This window comes from Streptomyces sp. NPDC090798, from assembly GCF_044768965.1.
Classification (GTDB): Bacteria; Actinomycetota; Actinomycetes; order Streptomycetales; family Streptomycetaceae; genus Streptomyces.
This window is the reverse complement of sequence record NZ_JBIVXA010000014.1, coordinates 224939-242633: the sequence shown is the minus strand read 5'-3', so window position 1 is coordinate 242633 and position 17695 is coordinate 224939. Positions and strand designations below refer to the sequence as shown.

Sequence of the window (17695 nt, the reverse complement as noted above, 5' to 3'; positions counted from 1 at the left end):
AGGGGGGACCCTGTGGGAGAGTAGGACGCCGCCGAACTAATTGTAGGGAGAACCCCCGTACCGGGAAATCGGTACGGGGGTTTTCTGCGTTCGGGCCCGGGTTCGGTTTCGCGGTGGCTCCGCCACCCCTCCGCACCTCGACGCGAGCGCTGCGGGTAAGGTCAGGGGGCATCGTTGGCTCGTTTCCCACAGGAGGCCCCCGGGTGGAGGTCCAGGAGACCCGCGTCCAGACGGACCGGGTCCTCACCATCCCGAACATCCTCAGCATGGCGCGCCTCGTCGGCGTACCCGTCTTCCTGTGGCTGATCCTCCGGCCCGAGTTCGGTGGTCCCAAGAGTGACGGCTGGGCGCTGCTCGTGCTCATGCTGAGCGGCGTCAGCGACTATCTCGACGGGAAGCTCGCGCGGCGCTGGAACCAAATCAGCAACCTCGGCAGGCTGCTTGATCCCGCGGCGGACCGGCTCTACATTCTGTCCACTCTTGTGGGGCTCACCTGGCGTGAGATTCTGCCGCTGTGGCTGACGGCTGTGCTTCTGGCGCGTGAGCTGGTTCTGCTGGTGGTCGTGGCCGTCCTCAGGCGGCACGGCTATCCGCCGCTGCAGGTGAACTTCCTCGGCAAGGCGGCCACCTTCAACCTGATGTACGCCTTCCCTCTGTTGCTGCTCAGCGACGGAAGCGGATGGCTCGCTTCACTCGCCGCGATTTTCGGATGGGCGTTCGCCGGGTGGGGTACAACCCTCTATTGGTGGGCAGGAGTCCTATACGTGGTGCAGGTCCGCCGGCTTCTCAGGGCGGACGCCATGGCCGATTGAGCTCGGCCCGATAGGGCAGCTGAAGTGCCCGGATGGCCCGCACTCAAAAACTGCGGGACAATCAGGACGGGTGAAGTCGGCTAGACCGTCTCTTCAAGGAGGACGCTTCCGACATGAAGGCCGTCGTGATGGCCGGAGGCGAAGGCACACGCCTTCGTCCCATGACCTCAAGCATGCCCAAGCCGCTCCTGCCGGTGGTGAACCGCCCGATCATGGAGCACGTGCTACGGCTGCTCAAAAGGCATGGGCTCAACGAGACCGTCGTTACTGTCCAGTTCTTGGCCTCGCTGGTCAAGAACTACTTCGGTGACGGCGAGGAGCTCGGTATGGAGCTCACCTATGCCAATGAGGAGAAGCCACTCGGTACTGCCGGCAGTGTCAAGAACGCCGAGGAGGCGTTGAAGGACGACACTTTCCTGGTGATCTCCGGTGACGCCCTGACAGACTTCGATCTCACCGACCTCATCAATTTCCACAAGGAAAAGGGTGCGATGGTCACCGTCTGCCTGACGCGTGTGCCGAACCCCCTTGAATTCGGCATCACCATTGTGGACGAAGAGGGCAAGGTCGAGCGCTTCCTGGAAAAACCCACCTGGGGCCAGGTCTTCTCCGACACCGTCAACACGGGTATCTACGTGATGGAGCCGGAGGTCTTCGACTACGTCGAGGCCGATGTCTCCGTCGACTGGTCCGGTGATGTCTTCCCTCAGCTGATGAAGGAGGGCAAGCCGGTCTTCGGCTATATCGCCGAGGGCTACTGGGAGGATGTCGGCACCCACGAGAGCTATGTGAAGGCGCAGGCCGACGTCCTGGAGGGCAAGGTCGACGTCGAGATCGACGGTTTCGAGATCTCGCCGGGCGTATGGGTCGCCGAAGGCGCCGAAGTGCACCCCGACGCCGTACTGCGAGGCCCGCTCTACATCGGCGACTACGCCAAGGTCGAGGCCGACGCCGAAATCCGTGAGCACACCGTCGTCGGCTCCAACGTCGTCGTCAAGAGCGGGGCCTTTCTGCACAGGGCCGTGGTCCACGACAACGTGTACATCGGCCAGCACAGCAATTTGCGGGGCTGCGTGATCGGGAAGAACACCGACATCATGCGGGCCGCGAGGATCGAGGACGGCGCTGTCATCGGCGACGAATGCCTCGTCGGTGAAGAATCGATCATCCAGGGCAACGTACGCGTCTATCCGTTCAAGACCATCGAGGCCGGCGCCTTCGTCAACACCTCGGTGATCTGGGAGTCGCGCGGTCAGGCGCATCTCTTCGGCGCCCGCGGTGTCACCGGAATCCTGAACGTGGAGATCACTCCCGAGCTCGCCGTGCGCCTCGCTGGGGCGTACGCGACGACGCTCAAGAAGGGCTCCACCGTCACCACGGCCCGCGACCACTCCCGAGGCGCCCGTGCGCTGAAGCGGGCGGTCATCTCGGCCTTGCAGGCCAGCGCCATCGACGTACGCGACCTGGAGAACGTACCGCTGCCAGTGGCTCGTCAGCAGACCGCCAGGGGCAGTGCGGGCGGGATCATGATCCGTACGACGCCCGGGGTGCCGGACTCCGTCGACATCATGTTCTTCGACGAGCAGGGTGCCGACCTGTCACAAGGGGGCCAGCGGAAGCTGGACCGGGTGTTCGCGCGGCAGGAGTACCGGCGTGCGTTCCCGGGTGAGATCGGGGATCTGCACTTCCCGGCCAGCGTCTTCGACTCGTACACCGGATCACTGCTCAGGAATGTCGACACCACCGGTATCACCGAATCCGGTCTGAAGGTGGTCGTGGACGCCTCGAACGGCAGTGCGGGGCTGGTGCTGCCCAGCCTGTTGGGCAAGCTCGGTGTGGACTCCCTGACCATCAATCCCGGTCTCGACGAATCCAGGCCCACGGAGACGGCGGACACGCGGCGGGCCGGTCTGGTGCGGCTGGGCGAGATCGTCGCGTCCGCGCGGGCCGCGTTCGGAGTGCGTTTCGACCCGGTGGGTGAGCGGCTCTCGCTCGTCGACGAGAAGGGGCGGATCGTCGAGGACGACCGGGCCCTGCTCGTCATGCTCGACCTGGTGGCCGCGGAGCGGCGCAGCGGGCGGGTGGCGCTGCCGGTGACCACCACGCGGATCGCCGAGCAGGTGGCGGCGTACCACGGGACGCAGGTGGAGTGGACGACGACGTCTCCGGACGATCTGACGAGGGTCGGCCGCGAGGAGTCGACGATCTTCGGCGGTGACGGGCGCGGCGGATTCATCATTCCGGAGTTCAGCAGCGTCTTCGACGGCGCGGCGGCTTTCGTACGACTGATCGGGCTGGTGGCGCGCACGCAGCTCACGCTGAGCCAGATCGACGCGCGGATTCCGCGGGCGCATGTTCTCAAGCGCGATCTGGCCACTCCTTGGGCCGTCAAGGGCCTGGTGATGCGCCGGGTCGTGGAGGCGGCCGGGGACCGGTTCGTGGACACGACCGACGGCGTACGGGTCGTGGAGACGGACGGGCGCTGGGTGATGGTGCTTCCCGACCCCGCCGAGGCGGTGACGCATCTGTGGGCGGAGGGGCCCGACGACGCGTCCGCGGAGGCGCTGCTCGACGAGTGGGCTGCCGTCGTGGACAGCGCGGGTCGCTGAAACGGACAGCACGCGCGTGTGCCGGACAAGTGCCCCCAAAGGGGCCTGTCCGGCACGCCGGTGGGGCCATTCGGAGGTAGCACCCGCGACGTGCGACGATGTGCGGCATGCCGCAGCAGCCCCCCATTCGGAGCACACCTCCGCGCCCCCCGCGCCCGGACGCCTCCATGTCGCTGCTCACCAATGTCATGGATCACAGCCTCGACGACGGATACGCCGAGGCGGCCGCCCGTAGGCAGACCGAGGATGCCGGCGGCATGCCGAAAACGGTGCGGGCGAAGCTGGGCCTCGCGGCCGGTCTCGTCCTCGCGGCCCTGGTGGTGACCGTGGGCGCGGCGAACGCGCGGATCGCCGCCCCGGTCGTCGCCAAGGAGCGCCAGGAGCTCATCGACCGCGTCGAGCGCGAGACCGCGGCCGCGGACAAGCTCGAGAGCGGTGTCGACACCCTGCGCGACGATGTGAGCGCCCGGCAGAACGAGGCGTTGAAGAAGCAGGGGGGCAGCGGCCAGGCCGATCTGGTGGGCGTCCTGTCGGGCGCCGTCGCCGTCCATGGGCCCGGTGTGAAACTCGTCGTGAACGACGCCGAGGAAGCCACCGAGGGCGGCGACGGCAACCCTCGCGAGACCAGCGGGTTCTCCGACACCGGGCGTGTCCGCGACCGTGACATGCAGCGCGTCGTCAACGGGCTCTGGGAGTCCGGCGCGGAGGCCGTCTCGATCAACGGACAGCGGCTGACGGCACTGTCGGCGATCAGGGCGGCGGGTGACGCGATACTGGTCGACAACAAGCCGCTGGTGCCGCCCTACACGGTGCTGGCGGTGGGGGACGGCGAACGGCTCAGCACCAGGTTCCAGAACAGTGCCGACGGCCTGTATCTGCACGCCCTGCAGGAGAACTACGGCATCAGGACCGCCATTTCCGTCGAAAAGGACGTCCAGTTGCCCGCCGCACCGAGTGTGATCGTACGTACAGCACAGCCGAGCACAGAGAAGGGCACATCGTGATCGCCGTACTGGGCCTCGTCGTGGGAGTCGTGGCTGGATTGTTGGTCCGGCCCGAGGTTCCGGCGGTCGTCGAGCCTTACCTTCCGATCGCCGTCGTGGCGGCGCTGGACGCCGTCTTCGGAGGGCTGCGGGCGATGCTCGACGGCATCTTCGACGACAAGGTCTTCGTGGTCTCCTTCCTGTCGAACGTGGTCGTGGCCGCACTGATCGTCTTCCTGGGCGACAAGTTGGGCGTGGGCGCCCAACTCTCCACCGGCGTCGTGGTCGTCCTCGGCATCCGCATCTTCTCCAACGCCGCGGCGATCCGTCGGCACGTGTTCCGGGCGTGAGGCCGATGAGCAACGAAGGCGACACACCCGAGAACCGGCTGCGCAAGGAACTTCCCGAAGAGGTCCCGGCCGCTGCTCCCGAGAGTTCGGGGCCCGAGCGGCGTGACGAGAAGGACGAGCCGTCGTTGACCGGCCGGCAGCGGCTGGTGAAGGGGTTGTGGCCGCCGCGGGTGACGCGCGCGCAACTCATCGTCGCCCTGCTTCTGTTCGGCCTCGGCTTCGGCCTGGCCGTCCAGGTGGCCTCCAACAGCGACAGCGGCAGCGCCCTGCGCGGCGCGCGTCAGGAAGATCTCGTACGCATCCTCGATGAACTCGACAACCGTACACAGCGTCTAGAAGACGAGAAGCAGGGTCTCGAAGATCAGCGCACCGAGCTGGAGAACAGCTCGAACCAGGCCGCGGAGGCCCGCAAGCAGACCGCCGAGAAGGAGAAGCAACTCGGCATTCTGGCGGGCACGGTGGCGGCGCAGGGACCCGGCATCACACTGACGGTCAACGACACGAAGGGCACGGTCAAGGCGGACATGCTGCTTGACGCGATCCAGGAGCTGCGCGCCGCCGGTGCGGAGGCGATCCAGGTGAACGGTGTACGGGTCGTCGCCAGCACCTATCTGGCCGACTCCGGCAAGGGCGTGAGCGTCGACGGGAACAAGATCACCCAGCCCTATCGTTTCAAGGTCATCGGTAAGCCGCAGGACCTCGAGCCGGCGCTCAACATCCCTGGGGGAGTGGTGCAGACTCTCGAGAAGGAGCAGGCCACCGTCACGGTGGAGCGTGCGACGAAGATCATTGTGGATGCCTTGCGGGCTGCGAAGCAGCCTGACTACGCTCGGTCGTCCTCCCAGTGAACCGGGGGTGCATGGGCGTTGTCCGGCGAGGGCATGAGGTTGCGGGGGGTCGGCGCACCGAATGGGTGGTGCGTGGTGGAAACTGTCTGGTGGATACGGACGTTGTGAGGATGTCCGGGTCGACCGGTGTGTTCGATCAGTGTTCGTCCTGCCCCACGGGCGGGTCTATTTCGGTCAAGGGGAATCGCCCGTGAAGTTGTTTGCGAAGTTGTTCGGCAAGAGCGCACGAGGAGAGGGCAGTGACAACGCGACTGCCCGGCACCGTGCACCACGCCATGGAGACGCGGAGGGCCAGAGCGGCGACCGCCCGCTGTTCCGGGACCAGGTCGGTGACATTCCCGGTGGTCAGGGCGCGCCGTCTGTTGACCCTGCCCAGTCCGGACGCATAGGTTTCGGGGAACCGTCAGCCTCAAGTGCGGGTGGAGGGTTTACCTCCGGCCCGTATGCGTCCCATGCCCCTGGGGGGCAGCCGCGGCAGGAGGATCCGTCCATGTCGGCCCTGGTGTGTACGAGGTGCGGTAACCGCAACGCGGAGAACAGCCGCTTCTGCTCCAACTGCGGTGCGCCGCTGCGACCCGGTGCGGTCCCGGAGCGTGCGTCCGAGACCACATCCACGATCTCCATTTCGGGCATCGAGGCCTACGACGCCGAGGTCACCGGGCAGACGCAGATGCCGACGCTCTCTGCGGAGGCGCAGGCGGCCGTCGACGCGCTGCCGCTCGGCTCGGCGCTCCTGGTGGTGCGCCGTGGTCCGAACTCGGGCAGCCGCTTCCTGCTGGACGGTGACCTGACCACGGCCGGGCGTCATCCGCAGAGCGACATCTTCCTGGACGACGTGACCGTGTCGCGTCGGCACGTGGAGTTCCGTCGCGCCGCGGACGGCTCATTCACGGTCGCCGACGTGGGCAGCCTGAACGGCACGTACGTCAACCGGGAGCGAATCGACTCGGTCCCGCTGTCGAACGGCGATGAGGTGCAGATCGGCAAGTACCGGCTGGTCTTCTACGCGAGCCAGCGAGGCCTCTGACCCTCCCCCGGACGCCGTCCGGGGGGACCCTCAGGAAGGTCCATGCTTCGATCACCGAGCGGCGGTGCCGGGAGCGGTACCGCCGCAGCGGACAGTGGGCTGATGAGCATCGGCTCGGTGCTGAACACGCTGCGCGACGAGTTCCCCGAAGTCACGATCTCCAAGATCCGGTTTCTGGAGTCGGAGGGGCTCATCGAGCCGCAGCGGACCCCCTCGGGGTATCGCAAGTTCAGCCAGGCCGACGTCGAGCGCCTCGGGCACGTACTGCGGATGCAGCGGGACCACTATCTGCCGTTGAAGGTGATCCGCGAGCATCTGGACGCTCTGGAGCGTGGGGAGCCGGTGCGGCTGCCGTCCGTGGGGCGGCAGCGCGACTCCGGCGACGGGGAGCCGTTCGGTGGGCTCGGTGACCTCTTCGGGGAGCCCGAGGCACCCACAGCGGCCCGGGTGGGGCGTGCGGAGCTGCTGGCCGCCGCCGAGATCGGTGAGCAGGAGCTTCAGGAGTGGGAGTCGTACGGACTCCTCGCCCCGCTTCCGGACGGGGCATATGACGCTGAGGCGGTGACGGTCGCCGCGCTCGTCGTCGAGCTCGGGCGGTTCGGGATCGAGCCGCGTCATCTGCGTGCGATGAAGGCCGCGGCCGACCGTGACGCGGGGCTCGTGGACCAGGTGGTCGCCCCTTTGCGGCGCCACCGCAATCCGCAGACCAGGGCGCACGCCGAGGCCCGTACGAGGGAGCTGGCGGGGCTCACGGTGAAGCTGCACGCGGCGCTGGTGCAGACCGCGCTGGGCGTCCGGCTGCCCTGACCCGAAGTGCCCGGTGGGCGTCCGGATCGGCCACCCGTTCTGTGCCCGACTACCCAAACGTCCCGGGCACGGCCTAGGGTTGCTGTGTGAACGAGCTCGATGTCGTAGGTGTCCGGGTCGAAATGCCCTCCAACCAACCGATCGTGCTCCTGCGTGAAGTGGGAGGCGACCGTTACCTCCCCATCTGGATCGGACCGGGGGAGGCGACGGCGATCGCCTTCGCCCAGCAGGGCATGGCCCCCGCGCGACCGCTGACCCACGACCTGTTCAAGGACGTGCTGGAAGCCGTCGGCCAGGAGCTCACCGAGGTGCGCATCACTGATCTGCGCGAGGGGGTCTTCTACGCGGAGCTGGTGTTCGCCAGCGGGGTCGAGGTCAGTGCCCGCCCGTCCGACGCCATAGCGCTGGCGCTGCGCACCGGAACGCCGATCTACGGCAGTGACGGTGTGCTCGACGACGCCGGCATCGCGATCCCGGACGAGCAGGAGGACGAGGTGGAGAAGTTCCGCGAGTTCCTCGACCAGATCTCACCCGAGGACTTCGGGACCAACAGCCAGTGAGGAGACCGGGCAACCGGTGAGGGGACCGATCGCCCGCGGGTGGGCGATCGGACGCCGGGCTCGTGGAGCGGGCGTGGTGTCGGCCCCTGACAAGCCGATGGATCGCTGACTCCGGGGCGGCAATTGCCCATGGCCCGTGTGGCGCGCTGCGGCCCGCTCCGAGAGCATTCGGCTAGCCTTTCCCCGCGGTGGGACACGGGAAACCACTCCTAGGGTGATTATCACTCGGCGTGCCGAGTGTGGCGATCGTTGACGCACCCCCGGTGACTGCCTACCGTCGAGAGGGCAGGTCAAGGACGGAGGTCGGCGTGAGAAGCAGCGGCGACGGTACGGCTGGGGGTGCCCCCGGACGAAGTCTGGGGGAGAGCGGCCCGTACCCGCTTCACGGCAGCGCGGCCGATCACGTTCCGCAGCGGCCGACAGCGGTGTCTGGTGAGCCCGGTGAGGGAGGGGCGGCTGTCGAGGAGATCGGCTACCGCGGTCCCACGGCGTGTGCCGCCGCGGGCATCACCTACCGGCAGCTGGACTACTGGGCCAGGACGGGTCTTGTCGAACCGAGCGTGCGGCCCGCCTACGGGTCGGGGACCCAGCGGCTCTACAGCTTCCGGGATGTCGTAGTCCTGAAGATCGTGAAGCGGTTCCTCGACACGGGAGTGTCGTTGCAGAACATCCGCACCACGGTCCAGCACCTCAGGGAACGCGGCTTCCGGGACCTGGAGCGGATGACGCTGATGAGCGACGGCGCGACCGTCTACGAATGTTCCTCGCCCGACGAGGTCCACGCCCTGTTGCAGGGCGGCCAGGGCGTCTTCGGGATCGCCGTGGGCGTGGTGTGGCGCGATGTCGAGAGCGCGCTCTCGCAGTTGCACGGGGAGCGCGTGGACACGGGCGAGACGCTCGTCGGGCACAGCCCGACGGACGAGCTGGCGCGACGGCGCAATCGGGCCGTCTGAGGTCCGCAGCGGCATTGTCAGTGGCGTAGGGCAGCATCGGACATGTGAGAACCGCGCCCACGATCCTGCACCTCGACATGGATGCCTTCTTCGCTTCGGCGGAGCAGGCAGCCAAGCCGAGTCTGCGCGGGAAGGCCGTCGTCGTGGGCGGCCTCGGACCCCGCGGCGTCGTCGCGACCGCCTCGTACGAGGCACGGGTCTTCGGGGTGCACTCGGCGATGCCCATGGCCCAGGCACGGCGGCTGGCGCCGAACGCCGCGTATCTCGTGCCCCGCTTCACGCTCTACCGGGAGGTCAGCGAGCAGGTGATGGGGCTGCTGGGGGCGCTGTCGCCGCTGGTGGAGCCGCTGAGCCTGGATGAGGCGTTCGTCGATCTGGAGGCGGGGGAAGCGGCCTGGGACGAGGCTTCCGCGCGGCTGGCCGGGGTGAAGCTGCGCGCGGACATCCGGGCGGTGACGGGGCTGACGGGTTCGGTGGGGCTCGCCGCGTCCAAGATGCTCGCCAAGATCGCTTCGGAGCAGGCGAAGCCCGACGGTCTCGTGGTCATAGAACCTGGGACGGAGCGCGCGCTGCTGGGGCCGATGTCGGTGCGGACGCTGCCGGGGGTCGGGCCCGCGACCGGGGACCATCTGCGCCGGGCCGGGATCACCACGGTCGACGAGATCGCCGAGGCGGGCGAGGACGAACTCGTACGGCTGGTGGGGAAGGCGCACGGGCACGCGCTGTACGCGATGGCGCTGGCTCACGACGAGCGACCCGTGGTGGCCGAGCGGGAGACGAAGTCCGTGTCGGTGGAGGACACGTACGACGTGGACATCCACGACCGGATGCGGGTCGGCCTGGAGGTGCAGCGGCTCGCCGACCGCTGTGTGCGGCGGTTGCGGGGTGCGGGGCTGTCCGGGCGGACCATCGTGCTGAAGGTGCGGAGGTACGACTTCTCGACCCTGACCCGGTCCGAGACGCTGCGGGGGCCGACGGACGACCCTGGCGTCGTACGGGAGGCTGCCGCGCGGCTTCTGGAGGCGGTGGACACGACCGGAGGCGTGCGGCTGCTGGGGGTCGGTGTCTCGGGGCTCGCCGACTACACGCAGGAGGACCTGTTCGCCCAGGCCCAGGCTCAGGCGCAAGCGGAGGCGGAGGCCGCCGCGGGGGAGGCGGCGGCGCTGGAGCATCCGGACGAGGAGGGGGCGGGGGAAGTGCCTGCCGAGCAGGCGCCGCCTGCTGAGCGGCGGTGGCCTGCGGGGCATGACGTGCGGCATGCGGAGTACGGGCACGGGTGGGTGCAGGGGAGTGGGCTCGGGAGGGTGACCGTGCGGTTCGAGACGCCTTACTCCGAGCCGGGGCGTGTGCGGACGTTTCGTACGGATGACGTTGCGTTGGAGTTGGCTGATCCGCTGCCGTTGGTGAGGGGGGCCGTGTGCGATCGCCGTGGGGGGTGAGGTCGGTTCGGCGGTCGGGGGTTGTTCGTGGCTGGTCGCGCAGTTCCCCGCGCCCCTTTCGGGGCGCGCCGGCGGGGCCCGATCCGAGAAGTTACCCCTCGTCCGTGCCTGCCAGGCGGCCGAAGTCGCGGTCCGGGGGTGGGGGTGGGGGCGTCACGTCCAGGCCGTAGTGGTGGTAGAGCTGGAGTTCCTGTTCGGGGGAGAGGTGGCGGCCCACGCCGAAGTCGGGGGCGTCCTTGATCAGGGCGCGGTCGAAGGGGACACGCAGCGTGCCCTCGACGACTTCGCTGGGCTCCAGGGGGACGAAGGCGTCCCTGCTGAACAGGCCCGTCCGTATGGCGGCCCACTCCGGGACGCCGGTCGCGTCGTCGAGATAGACCTCGTCGACCGTGCCGATCTTGGCGCCGTTGCGGTCGAGCGCCTTGCGGCCGATCAGGTTGCGCGGATCGATGTCGGTCTGCACGGTCCCTCCACTCGCTAGCAGCTCATCCGTAAGCACTACAAAAGAGCACATTCGGGAAGGTGGCCACTCGAAAGCTCGTGCGTTGTCCTCGCTGGTAGGCTGGCAAGCGGCTGCTGACCCCGTGCGGGAGAGTCCTCCAGACATCATCGGAGGCGCCGAAGGAGCAAATCCTCCCCGGAATCTCTCAGGCACACGTACCGCACGGACGAGGTCACTCTGGAAAGCAGAGCGGGTGTCGAAGGCCTCCGCTCTCACCGACGGTGAAAGCCGGGTCGCAGTGAGCGGGCGAGCCGGTGAAGCTCTCAGGTTGAGATGACAGAGGGGGAGGCCGTCGGGGTACCCACGCCGTGGTGCCCCTCGAAGGTCGTGTCAGACCAGGAGGCCTCCGCAATGACCGCCCATCGCATTCCGCTCTCCGAGCTCGAACAGGGAATCCCCTTCGAGCAGCGCCACATCGGGCCCGACCCCGAGGCACGGGCCAAGATGCTCGCGCAGGTCGGGTACGGCTCGCTCGACGAGCTGACGGCCGCCGCGGTGCCGGACGTCATCAAGAACGCCGAGGCGCTGGAGCTGCCGGGCGCGCGCACCGAGGCCGAGGTACTGGCCGAGCTGCGCTCCCTCGCGGACCGCAACCAGGTGCTCGACTCGATGATCGGCCTCGGCTACTACGGCACGTTCACGCCGCCGGTGATCCTGCGCAACGTCATGGAGAACCCGGCCTGGTACACCGCGTACACGCCGTACCAGCCGGAGATCTCCCAGGGGCGGCTCGAAGCGCTGCTGAACTTCCAGACGGTCGTCGCCGAGCTGACCGGGCTGCCCACCTCCGGCGCCTCGCTGCTCGACGAGGGCACCGCCGCCGCCGAGGCGATGTCGCTGTCCCGGCGCATGGGCAAGAACAAGAAGGGCCTCTTCCTGGTCGACGCGGACACCCTGCCGCAGACCGTCGCCGTCATCGAGACCCGCGCGGAGCCGACCGGCGTCGAGGTCGTCGTCGCCGACCTGGGCGAGGGCATCCCGGCCGAGATCGCCGGGCGTGAGATCAACGGCGTGCTGATCCAGTACCCGGGTGCCTCCGGTGCCGTACGCGACCTGAAGCCCGTCATCGAGCAGGCGCACGAGCTCGGCGCGGTCGTCACGGTCGCCGCCGACCTGCTCGCCCTCACGCTGCTCACCTCGCCCGGTGAGCTCGGCGCCGACATCGCGATCGGTACGACCCAGCGCTTCGGTGTGCCGATGGGCTTCGGCGGTCCGCACGCCGGATACATGGCGGTGCGCGAGAAGTTCGCGCGCAGCCTCCCCGGCCGGCTGGTGGGTGTCTCCGTGGACGCCGACGGACACAAGGCGTACCGGCTCGCCCTGCAGACGCGGGAGCAGCACATCCGCCGCGAGAAGGCGACCAGCAACATCTGTACGGCGCAGGTGCTGCTCGCGGTGATGGCCGGCATGTACGCCGTCTACCACGGTCCCGAGGGCCTGCGGACCATCGCGCGGCGTACGCACCGGTACGCCACGATCCTCGCCGCGGGCCTGACGGCCGGCGGGGTCGAGGTCGTGCACGGCGCCTACTTCGACACGCTGACCGCTCGGGTGCCGGGCCGGGCCGCCGAGGTCGTGGCGGGCGCGCGCAACGGAGGCGTCAACCTCCATCTCGTCGACGCCGACCACGTGTCGATCGCCTGCGACGAGACCACCGCCCGCAAGCAGGTGGGCGCCGTCTGGACCGCGTTCGGTGTCGACGGTGACATCGAGGCCCTGGACGCCGTCGCCGAGGACACGCTGCCCGCGGCGCTGCTGCGCACCGACGACTACCTCACGCACCCGGTCTTCCACCAGTACCGCTCCGAGACCGCGATGCTGCGCTACCTGCGCAAGCTGTCCGACCGTGACTACGCGCTCGACCGCGGCATGATCCCGCTGGGCTCCTGCACCATGAAGCTCAACGCGACCACCGAGATGGAGCCGGTCACCTGGCCCGAGTTCGGCCAGCTGCACCCCTTCGTGCCCGCCGAGCAGGCGCAGGGCTATCTCACCCTCATCCAGGAGCTGGAGGAGCGGCTCGCCGAGGTCACCGGGTACGACAAGGTGTCGCTCCAGCCGAACGCGGGCTCGCAGGGCGAGCTGGCCGGGCTGCTGGCCGTGCGCGGCTACCACCGAGCCAACGGCGATGACCAGCGCACGGTCTGCCTGATCCCGTCCTCCGCGCACGGCACGAACGCCGCGAGCGCCGTGATGGCCGGCATGAAGGTGGTCGTGGTGAAGACCGCAGAGGACGGCGAGATCGACGTCGAGGACCTGCGCGCGAAGATCGAGCAGTACCGCGACGAGCTCTCGGTGCTGATGATCACGTACCCCTCGACACACGGTGTGTTCGAGGAGCACGTCGCCGACATCTGCGCGCAGGTGCACGAGGCGGGCGGGCAGGTGTACGTCGACGGCGCCAACCTGAACGCGCTGGTGGGCCTCGCCAAGCCGGGCCACTTCGGCGGTGACGTCTCCCACCTGAATCTGCACAAGACGTTCTGCATCCCGCACGGCGGCGGCGGTCCGGGCGTGGGCCCGGTCGGCGTACGCGCGCACCTGGCGCCGTACCTGCCGAACCACCCGCTGCAGCCCGCGGCCGGTCCCGAGACCGGCGTGGGGCCGATCTCGGCCGCTCCCTGGGGCTCGGCGGGCATTCTGCCGATCTCGTGGGCGTACGTCCGTCTCATGGGCGGCGAGGGCCTCAAGCGGGCCACGCAGGTGGCGGTGCTGTCCGCTAACTACATCGCCAAGCGCCTGGAGCCGCACTTCCCGGTGCTCTACACCGGTCCCGCCGGGCTGGTCGCGCACGAGTGCATCATCGATCTGCGTCCGCTGACCAAGGCGACCGGCGTCAGCGTCGACGACATCGCCAAGCGGCTCATCGACTACGGCTTCCACGCGCCGACGATGTCCTTCCCGGTGGCCGGCACGCTGATGATCGAGCCCACCGAGTCCGAGGACCTGATCGAGCTCGACCGGTTCTGCGAGGCGATGATCGCCATTCGCGCGGAGATCGACAAGGTGGGCTCGGGCGTCTGGGCGGCCGAGGACAACCCGCTGCGGAACGCGCCGCACACCGCCGCCGCGCTCGGCGGTGAGTGGGGGCACTCGTACACCCGCGAGGAGGCCGTCTTCCCGGCCGGTGTCTCGGCAGCGGACAAGTACTGGCCGCCGGTGCGCCGCATCGACCAGGCGTACGGCGACCGGAACCTGGTCTGTTCCTGCCCGCCGCTGGACGCTTACGAAGAGTAGTCACCCTCGGATACGCGTCGGGGCCGGTTCGGAGATCACGTCTCCGGGCCGGCCCCTCTTCATGTCTGGGTGGTGGTCACCGCCACCCGGTTGTGCGGCTCAGGCGGCCGTCATCACGTGCTCGCTGCCCTGAGGGCGGTGCGGGGCGATGATCTGGCCGTCGGGCAGGAGCTCACCGGTGTCCTCGAAGAGCAGAACGCCGTTGCACAGCAGGCTCCATCCCTGCTCCGGGTGGTGCGCCACGAGGCGGGCGGACTCCCGGTCGGCTGATTCGGCTGTCGGACACGGTGGCTGGTGCTGGCACATGGATGGGATCTTTCGCTGGGATGAGAGATGAGTGGTGGCTGTGGTGTCGTTCCCGCGGCTTGAAGTGCTCATGGCCGCCCCCCGGTGGTGTGTGTTTGGAACCCAGTGTTGCCCTACGGGCGTCAATCCGCAGGGATTTCGCAGCAGCGCTCCTCACAGGTTGGAGACGCGTCACCCGTGCGGACGGTTCAGTCCAACTGCACGGTCCCTTCGGGGGGTTCGCGGTGGCCGGATGGGGCTAGTCCGGTCGGGGCGGAGGGGTGTTCTCCCTCGTACGAGCGCTGTGGGACCCGAACGAGCGGACGGGTTCGGACGGCACCGTGCCCCGCGACCGGGACGACGGTAGCGGGGCACGGGGCGATGCGCTCGGTGTGCTTCTCCGGGCAGTGATTACGCGGGCGAGCTGAGCAGTGGGGCGGGAGTGAGCCGGTGTGTGAGGACCGGGAGGAGTTCGGCGACGCGGTGCGGGCGATGCGCGGCGATACCGGGCGGCGCGGGCGCCAGCGGCACCAGGAGATCGGTGGCGGCCGGGTGCCCGGTGGCGCCGTCCACGTCGCAGTCGCCGTGCAGCCAGAGGGTGAGCATGTAGAGCTCGGGAACGGACAGCAGCCGCGGCTGGTACGGCTGGCCCATGTTCTCGGCGTGACGCAGGGCGCGCTCGGTGGAGGCGATGTAGGGGCCTTCGAAGAAGTGCGAGAAGGCCCAGCCGTCGGGAGTGAGCATGGTGTCGGCCGCGGCGACCGACCGCTCGCCGCAGCGGATCAGGAAGCGCCATCCGGCGAGCCGGGTGGTGGAGGCGCCGGCCGGTGAGATGCGGTCCAGAACGTGTACGGGCAACGGGAGTTCGGGGGTGACGGGTCCCTGGGCCATGCGTAGGGACGGGGTGCGGGCCTCGCGGACTGCGGTGGGGGAACCGAGTGCCGTGAGGACGGTGCGCAGGGCGGGCGAGGGAGCCGGGGGGACATGCAGCGGCATGGTGGGTCGCCTCTCATTCGACAGGCACAGTGGCGCGAGGGCGGGGGCGGACGGCGCTGTCAGCTCTCGGGGTCGGAGGGGCGAGGGGGCTGGATCTGCCGACAGGATGTCGCCTGCCGCACGTCACCTCGACGACAGGACCTAGGACCGCGAGCGCCAACTCTCCGCCTCGTTTGCGGAGTTTATACGACACGTGTTCAGATGGTGTTTCGTCTAGCCGTCCTGAATATGAAGAGCAAGGCGATATCCGGTCGACGAAACGAGAGGTTCATCCCGATTCTGTGTCGGGGCCCTCCGGTGACCTCGGATTGCTTTGTCGGAGCGGTCGGCCGATTCTCGTCGGCGTTTTTCACGAGATCGTCAGGCCGAAACGGTGCTCTGGTTCATGCCCCGTGAATGTGCCTCCGGACAATGGGTACCAGGGTAGCGGTCGACGAGGCTGTACAGGGCGTTATCGATCGTGTTGCCTGGGCATCATCCTCCGGGACGGCAGGGGCCGGAGGATCGACCTGCCCATTCGAGGAGGGATGCTTCGATGGGAGAGAAGGTCGTGGCAGGGTCGTACGACCTGTCCGATCGCCGACACTACCGAGGCAAGCTCCGGCAGTGTCTGACGGGACTGGCGCGGCTCCTGGAGGAGAAGCGGTTCGATCGCCCGAAGAATCTCATGGGCCTGGAGATCGAACTGAATCTCGCCGGGTCCGACGGCATGCCCAGGATGATGAATGCGCAAGTACTCGAAAGGATTGCCAGCCGAGACTTTCAAACAGAACTTGCCATGTTCAACCTGGAAGTCAACATAGCCCCACACCGATTGGACGGCCGGGTATTCGACCGGCTCGCCGAGGAGTTGCACACCTCGCTCGCATATGCCCATCGAAAGGCCGGCGAACTCGACGCGGGAATCATGATGATCGGGATTCTGCCGACGCTCGACCGGGATGACCTGGTCTCCTCGAACCTGTCGGCCGTCGATCGCTACACCCTGCTCAACGACCAGATCGTGGCCGCCCGTGGCGAGGACTTCGTGCTCGACATCGACGGGGTGGAGCGCCTCGTCTGTACGTCGAAGTCCATCGCGCCCGAGGCCGCCTGCACCTCCGTGCAGTTGCACCTCCAGGTCACCCCGGCCCGCTTCGCGGACGTGTGGAACGCGGCGCAGGCCGTTGCCGCCGTGCAGGTCGCGATCGGTGCCAACTCGCCCTTCCTGTTCGGCCGCGAGCTGTGGCGTGAGTCGCGGCCGCCGCTGTTCCAGCAGTCCACCGACACCCGGCCGCCCGAGCTCCAGGCGCAGGGGGTGCGTCCGCGCACCTGGTTCGGCGAGCGGTGGATCTCCTCCGCGTACGACCTCTTCGAGGAGAATCTGCGCTTCTTCCCGCCTCTGCTGCCCATCAGCGACGAGGAGGACCCGCTCGCGGTGCTCGACGCCGGAGGCATTCCCCGGCTCGCCGAGCTCGTGCTGCACAACGGCACGGTCTACCGCTGGAACCGGCCGGTGTACGACGTGGCCGACGGAGTCCCGCACCTGCGTGTCGAGAACCGGGTGCTGCCCGCCGGTCCCACCGTCACCGATGTCGTCGCCAACGCGGCGTTCTACTACGGGGTCGTGCGTGCGCTCGCCGAGGAGGCGCGGCCCGTGTGGACACGGCTGTCGTTCGAGTCCGCGGCGGCCAACTTCGACGCGGCCTGCCGCCATGGCATCGACGCGCGTCTGGAGTGGCCGCGGCGGGGGCGGTACGGGGGTACCACCGCGCAGGTCGAGGCCGTGCACCTGGTCCGTGACGAACTGCTGCCGCTCGCCGCGGCGGGGCTGGACGCGTGGGGCGTCGAGCCGGCCGACCGGGACTACTACCTGGGGGTGATCGAGGACCGGTGCCGGTTGCGTGCCAACGGGGCGACCTGGCAGGCGGCCACCTTCCACCAGGCACTGGAGAAGGGCCTCGGGAGGGATGCCGCGCTGGCCGCGACCACTCGGCGCTACGGCGAGTTGATGCACCTCGGTGAGCCCGTGCACACCTGGCCGGTGGGACTGCCGGAGCCGGTACCGCTGGGCTGATCGGGAGGCGTCGCCTGTGCCGCCGCGAACGGGTGCGGCCCGCGTTGCGCGCGATGGGTGTCCGGGGGCGGAGTGCCCCCGCGTCGGTGCCCGGAGAGGACCGCCTCCGGTCGGTGTCTCTCCGGGCGGATCGCCGGTGACGCTGGGGCCGTAGGGGGTGTGTCCGGGCCGGGCGGGCTCTACGCGGTGTCCTGGGCCGGGCGGGCTGCGTCCGGTGTTCTGGGCCGGGCG

The 17695-nt window shown here is 68.7% G+C and carries 15 protein-coding genes and 1 riboswitch; of the genes, 12 read left to right on the top strand and 3 right to left on the bottom strand.

Features of this window, described 5'->3' with window-relative positions; all coding sequences use genetic code 11:
* The first annotated feature begins 203 nt into the window (after positions 1–203).
* From pgsA to ACIQTP_RS29235, 10 genes are all read left to right on the top strand, one after another.
* The gene (pgsA, locus tag ACIQTP_RS29280) at positions 204–812 is read left to right on the top strand and encodes a CDP-diacylglycerol--glycerol-3-phosphate 3-phosphatidyltransferase (protein ID WP_403405155.1); all 609 of its coding nucleotides are present in this window, start codon (positions 204–206) and stop codon (positions 810–812) included.
* A gap of 113 nt (positions 813–925) precedes the next feature.
* Positions 926–3421 (top strand): sugar phosphate nucleotidyltransferase, encoded by a 2496-nt coding sequence (locus ACIQTP_RS29275; RefSeq protein WP_402052566.1) that lies wholly within the window; start codon positions 926–928, stop codon positions 3419–3421.
* A gap of 98 nt (positions 3422–3519) precedes the next feature.
* A complete protein-coding gene (locus ACIQTP_RS29270) occupies positions 3520–4425 on the top strand; it encodes a DUF881 domain-containing protein (RefSeq protein ID WP_403405152.1) in 906 nt (301 codons plus the stop codon).
* Positions 4422–4754, top strand: a complete 333-nt coding sequence (locus ACIQTP_RS29265; protein ID WP_003988855.1) for a small basic family protein — start codon at positions 4422–4424, stop codon at positions 4752–4754. The genes ACIQTP_RS29270 and ACIQTP_RS29265 overlap by 4 nt, the downstream gene beginning before the upstream one ends.
* Positions 4755–4759: 5 nt before the next feature.
* Positions 4760–5602 carry a DUF881 domain-containing protein gene (locus ACIQTP_RS29260; protein WP_403405149.1) on the top strand — a complete coding sequence of 281 codons (843 nt, stop codon included), beginning with the start codon at positions 4760–4762 and terminating at the stop codon, positions 5600–5602.
* 61 nt (positions 5603–5663) lie between these two features.
* The gene (locus ACIQTP_RS29255; RefSeq protein ID WP_403405146.1) at positions 5664–6629 is read left to right on the top strand and encodes an FHA domain-containing protein; all 966 of its coding nucleotides are present in this window, start codon (positions 5664–5666) and stop codon (positions 6627–6629) included.
* A 42-nt stretch (positions 6630–6671) separates the two neighbouring features.
* Positions 6672–7436, top strand: coding sequence for a MerR family transcriptional regulator (locus ACIQTP_RS29250; protein WP_403405143.1), 765 nt, complete (start codon positions 6672–6674; stop codon positions 7434–7436).
* Between the two features lie 86 nt (positions 7437–7522).
* A complete protein-coding gene (locus ACIQTP_RS29245; protein ID WP_006123076.1) occupies positions 7523–7996 on the top strand; it encodes a bifunctional nuclease family protein in 474 nt (157 codons plus the stop codon).
* Positions 7997–8304: 308 nt separating this feature from the next.
* Positions 8305–8949 carry a MerR family transcriptional regulator gene (locus ACIQTP_RS29240; protein ID WP_403405140.1) on the top strand — a complete coding sequence of 215 codons (645 nt, stop codon included), beginning with the start codon at positions 8305–8307 and terminating at the stop codon, positions 8947–8949.
* Between the two features lie 44 nt (positions 8950–8993).
* Positions 8994–10388: a DNA polymerase IV gene (locus tag ACIQTP_RS29235; RefSeq protein WP_403405137.1), complete on the top strand. Its 1395-nt coding sequence runs from the start codon at positions 8994–8996 to the stop codon at positions 10386–10388.
* A 91-nt stretch (positions 10389–10479) separates the two neighbouring features.
* On the opposite strand, the gene ACIQTP_RS29230 is transcribed toward ACIQTP_RS29235, so the two are convergent.
* Positions 10480–10851, bottom strand: coding sequence for a PRC-barrel domain-containing protein (locus tag ACIQTP_RS29230; protein ID WP_054229128.1), 372 nt, complete (start codon positions 10849–10851; stop codon positions 10480–10482).
* Between the two features lie 114 nt (positions 10852–10965).
* Positions 10966–11061: riboswitch (glycine riboswitch) on the top strand.
* Positions 11062–11241: 180 nt separating this feature from the next.
* On the opposite strand from ACIQTP_RS29230, the gene gcvP reads away from it, so the two are divergent.
* Entirely contained in the window at positions 11242–14127 is a 2886-nt protein-coding gene (gene gcvP, locus ACIQTP_RS29225) for an aminomethyl-transferring glycine dehydrogenase (RefSeq protein WP_403405134.1), read from the top strand.
* 99 nt (positions 14128–14226) lie between these two features.
* Here the strand turns inward: gcvP and ACIQTP_RS29220 are convergent, their stop codons facing one another.
* Positions 14227–14433, bottom strand: a complete 207-nt coding sequence (locus ACIQTP_RS29220) for a DUF5999 family protein (protein WP_054229126.1) — start codon at positions 14431–14433, stop codon at positions 14227–14229.
* 390 nt (positions 14434–14823) lie between these two features.
* The gene (locus ACIQTP_RS29215) at positions 14824–15408 is read right to left on the bottom strand and encodes a hypothetical protein (RefSeq protein ID WP_403405131.1); all 585 of its coding nucleotides are present in this window, start codon (positions 15406–15408) and stop codon (positions 14824–14826) included.
* Positions 15409–15943: 535 nt separating this feature from the next.
* Between ACIQTP_RS29215 and ACIQTP_RS29210 the strand changes: the two genes are divergently transcribed.
* Positions 15944–17464: a glutamate-cysteine ligase family protein gene (locus ACIQTP_RS29210; RefSeq protein ID WP_402052548.1), complete on the top strand. Its 1521-nt coding sequence runs from the start codon at positions 15944–15946 to the stop codon at positions 17462–17464.
* Positions 17465–17695 lie beyond the last annotated feature (231 nt).

Excerpts from the sequence above, each read along its gene's own strand:
- ACIQTP_RS29210 (WP_402052548.1), top strand. The coding sequence starts at position 15,944 with ATGGGAGAGAAGGTCGTGGCAGGGTCGTACGACCTGTCCGATCGCCGA.
- ACIQTP_RS29220 (WP_054229126.1), bottom strand. The coding sequence starts at position 14,433 with ATGTGCCAGCACCAGCCACCGTGTCCGACAGCCGAATCAGCCGACCGG.
- gcvP (WP_403405134.1), top strand. The coding sequence starts at position 11,242 with ATGACCGCCCATCGCATTCCGCTCTCCGAGCTCGAACAGGGAATCCCC.
- ACIQTP_RS29270 (WP_403405152.1), top strand. The coding sequence starts at position 3,520 with ATGTGCGGCATGCCGCAGCAGCCCCCCATTCGGAGCACACCTCCGCGC.
- ACIQTP_RS29260 (WP_403405149.1), top strand. The coding sequence starts at position 4,760 with ATGAGCAACGAAGGCGACACACCCGAGAACCGGCTGCGCAAGGAACTT.
- ACIQTP_RS29255 (WP_403405146.1), top strand. The coding sequence starts at position 5,664 with ATGGGTGGTGCGTGGTGGAAACTGTCTGGTGGATACGGACGTTGTGAG.
- ACIQTP_RS29275 (WP_402052566.1), top strand. The coding sequence starts at position 926 with ATGAAGGCCGTCGTGATGGCCGGAGGCGAAGGCACACGCCTTCGTCCC.
- ACIQTP_RS29250 (WP_403405143.1), top strand. The coding sequence starts at position 6,672 with ATGCTTCGATCACCGAGCGGCGGTGCCGGGAGCGGTACCGCCGCAGCG.
- ACIQTP_RS29215 (WP_403405131.1), bottom strand. The coding sequence starts at position 15,408 with ATGCCGCTGCATGTCCCCCCGGCTCCCTCGCCCGCCCTGCGCACCGTC.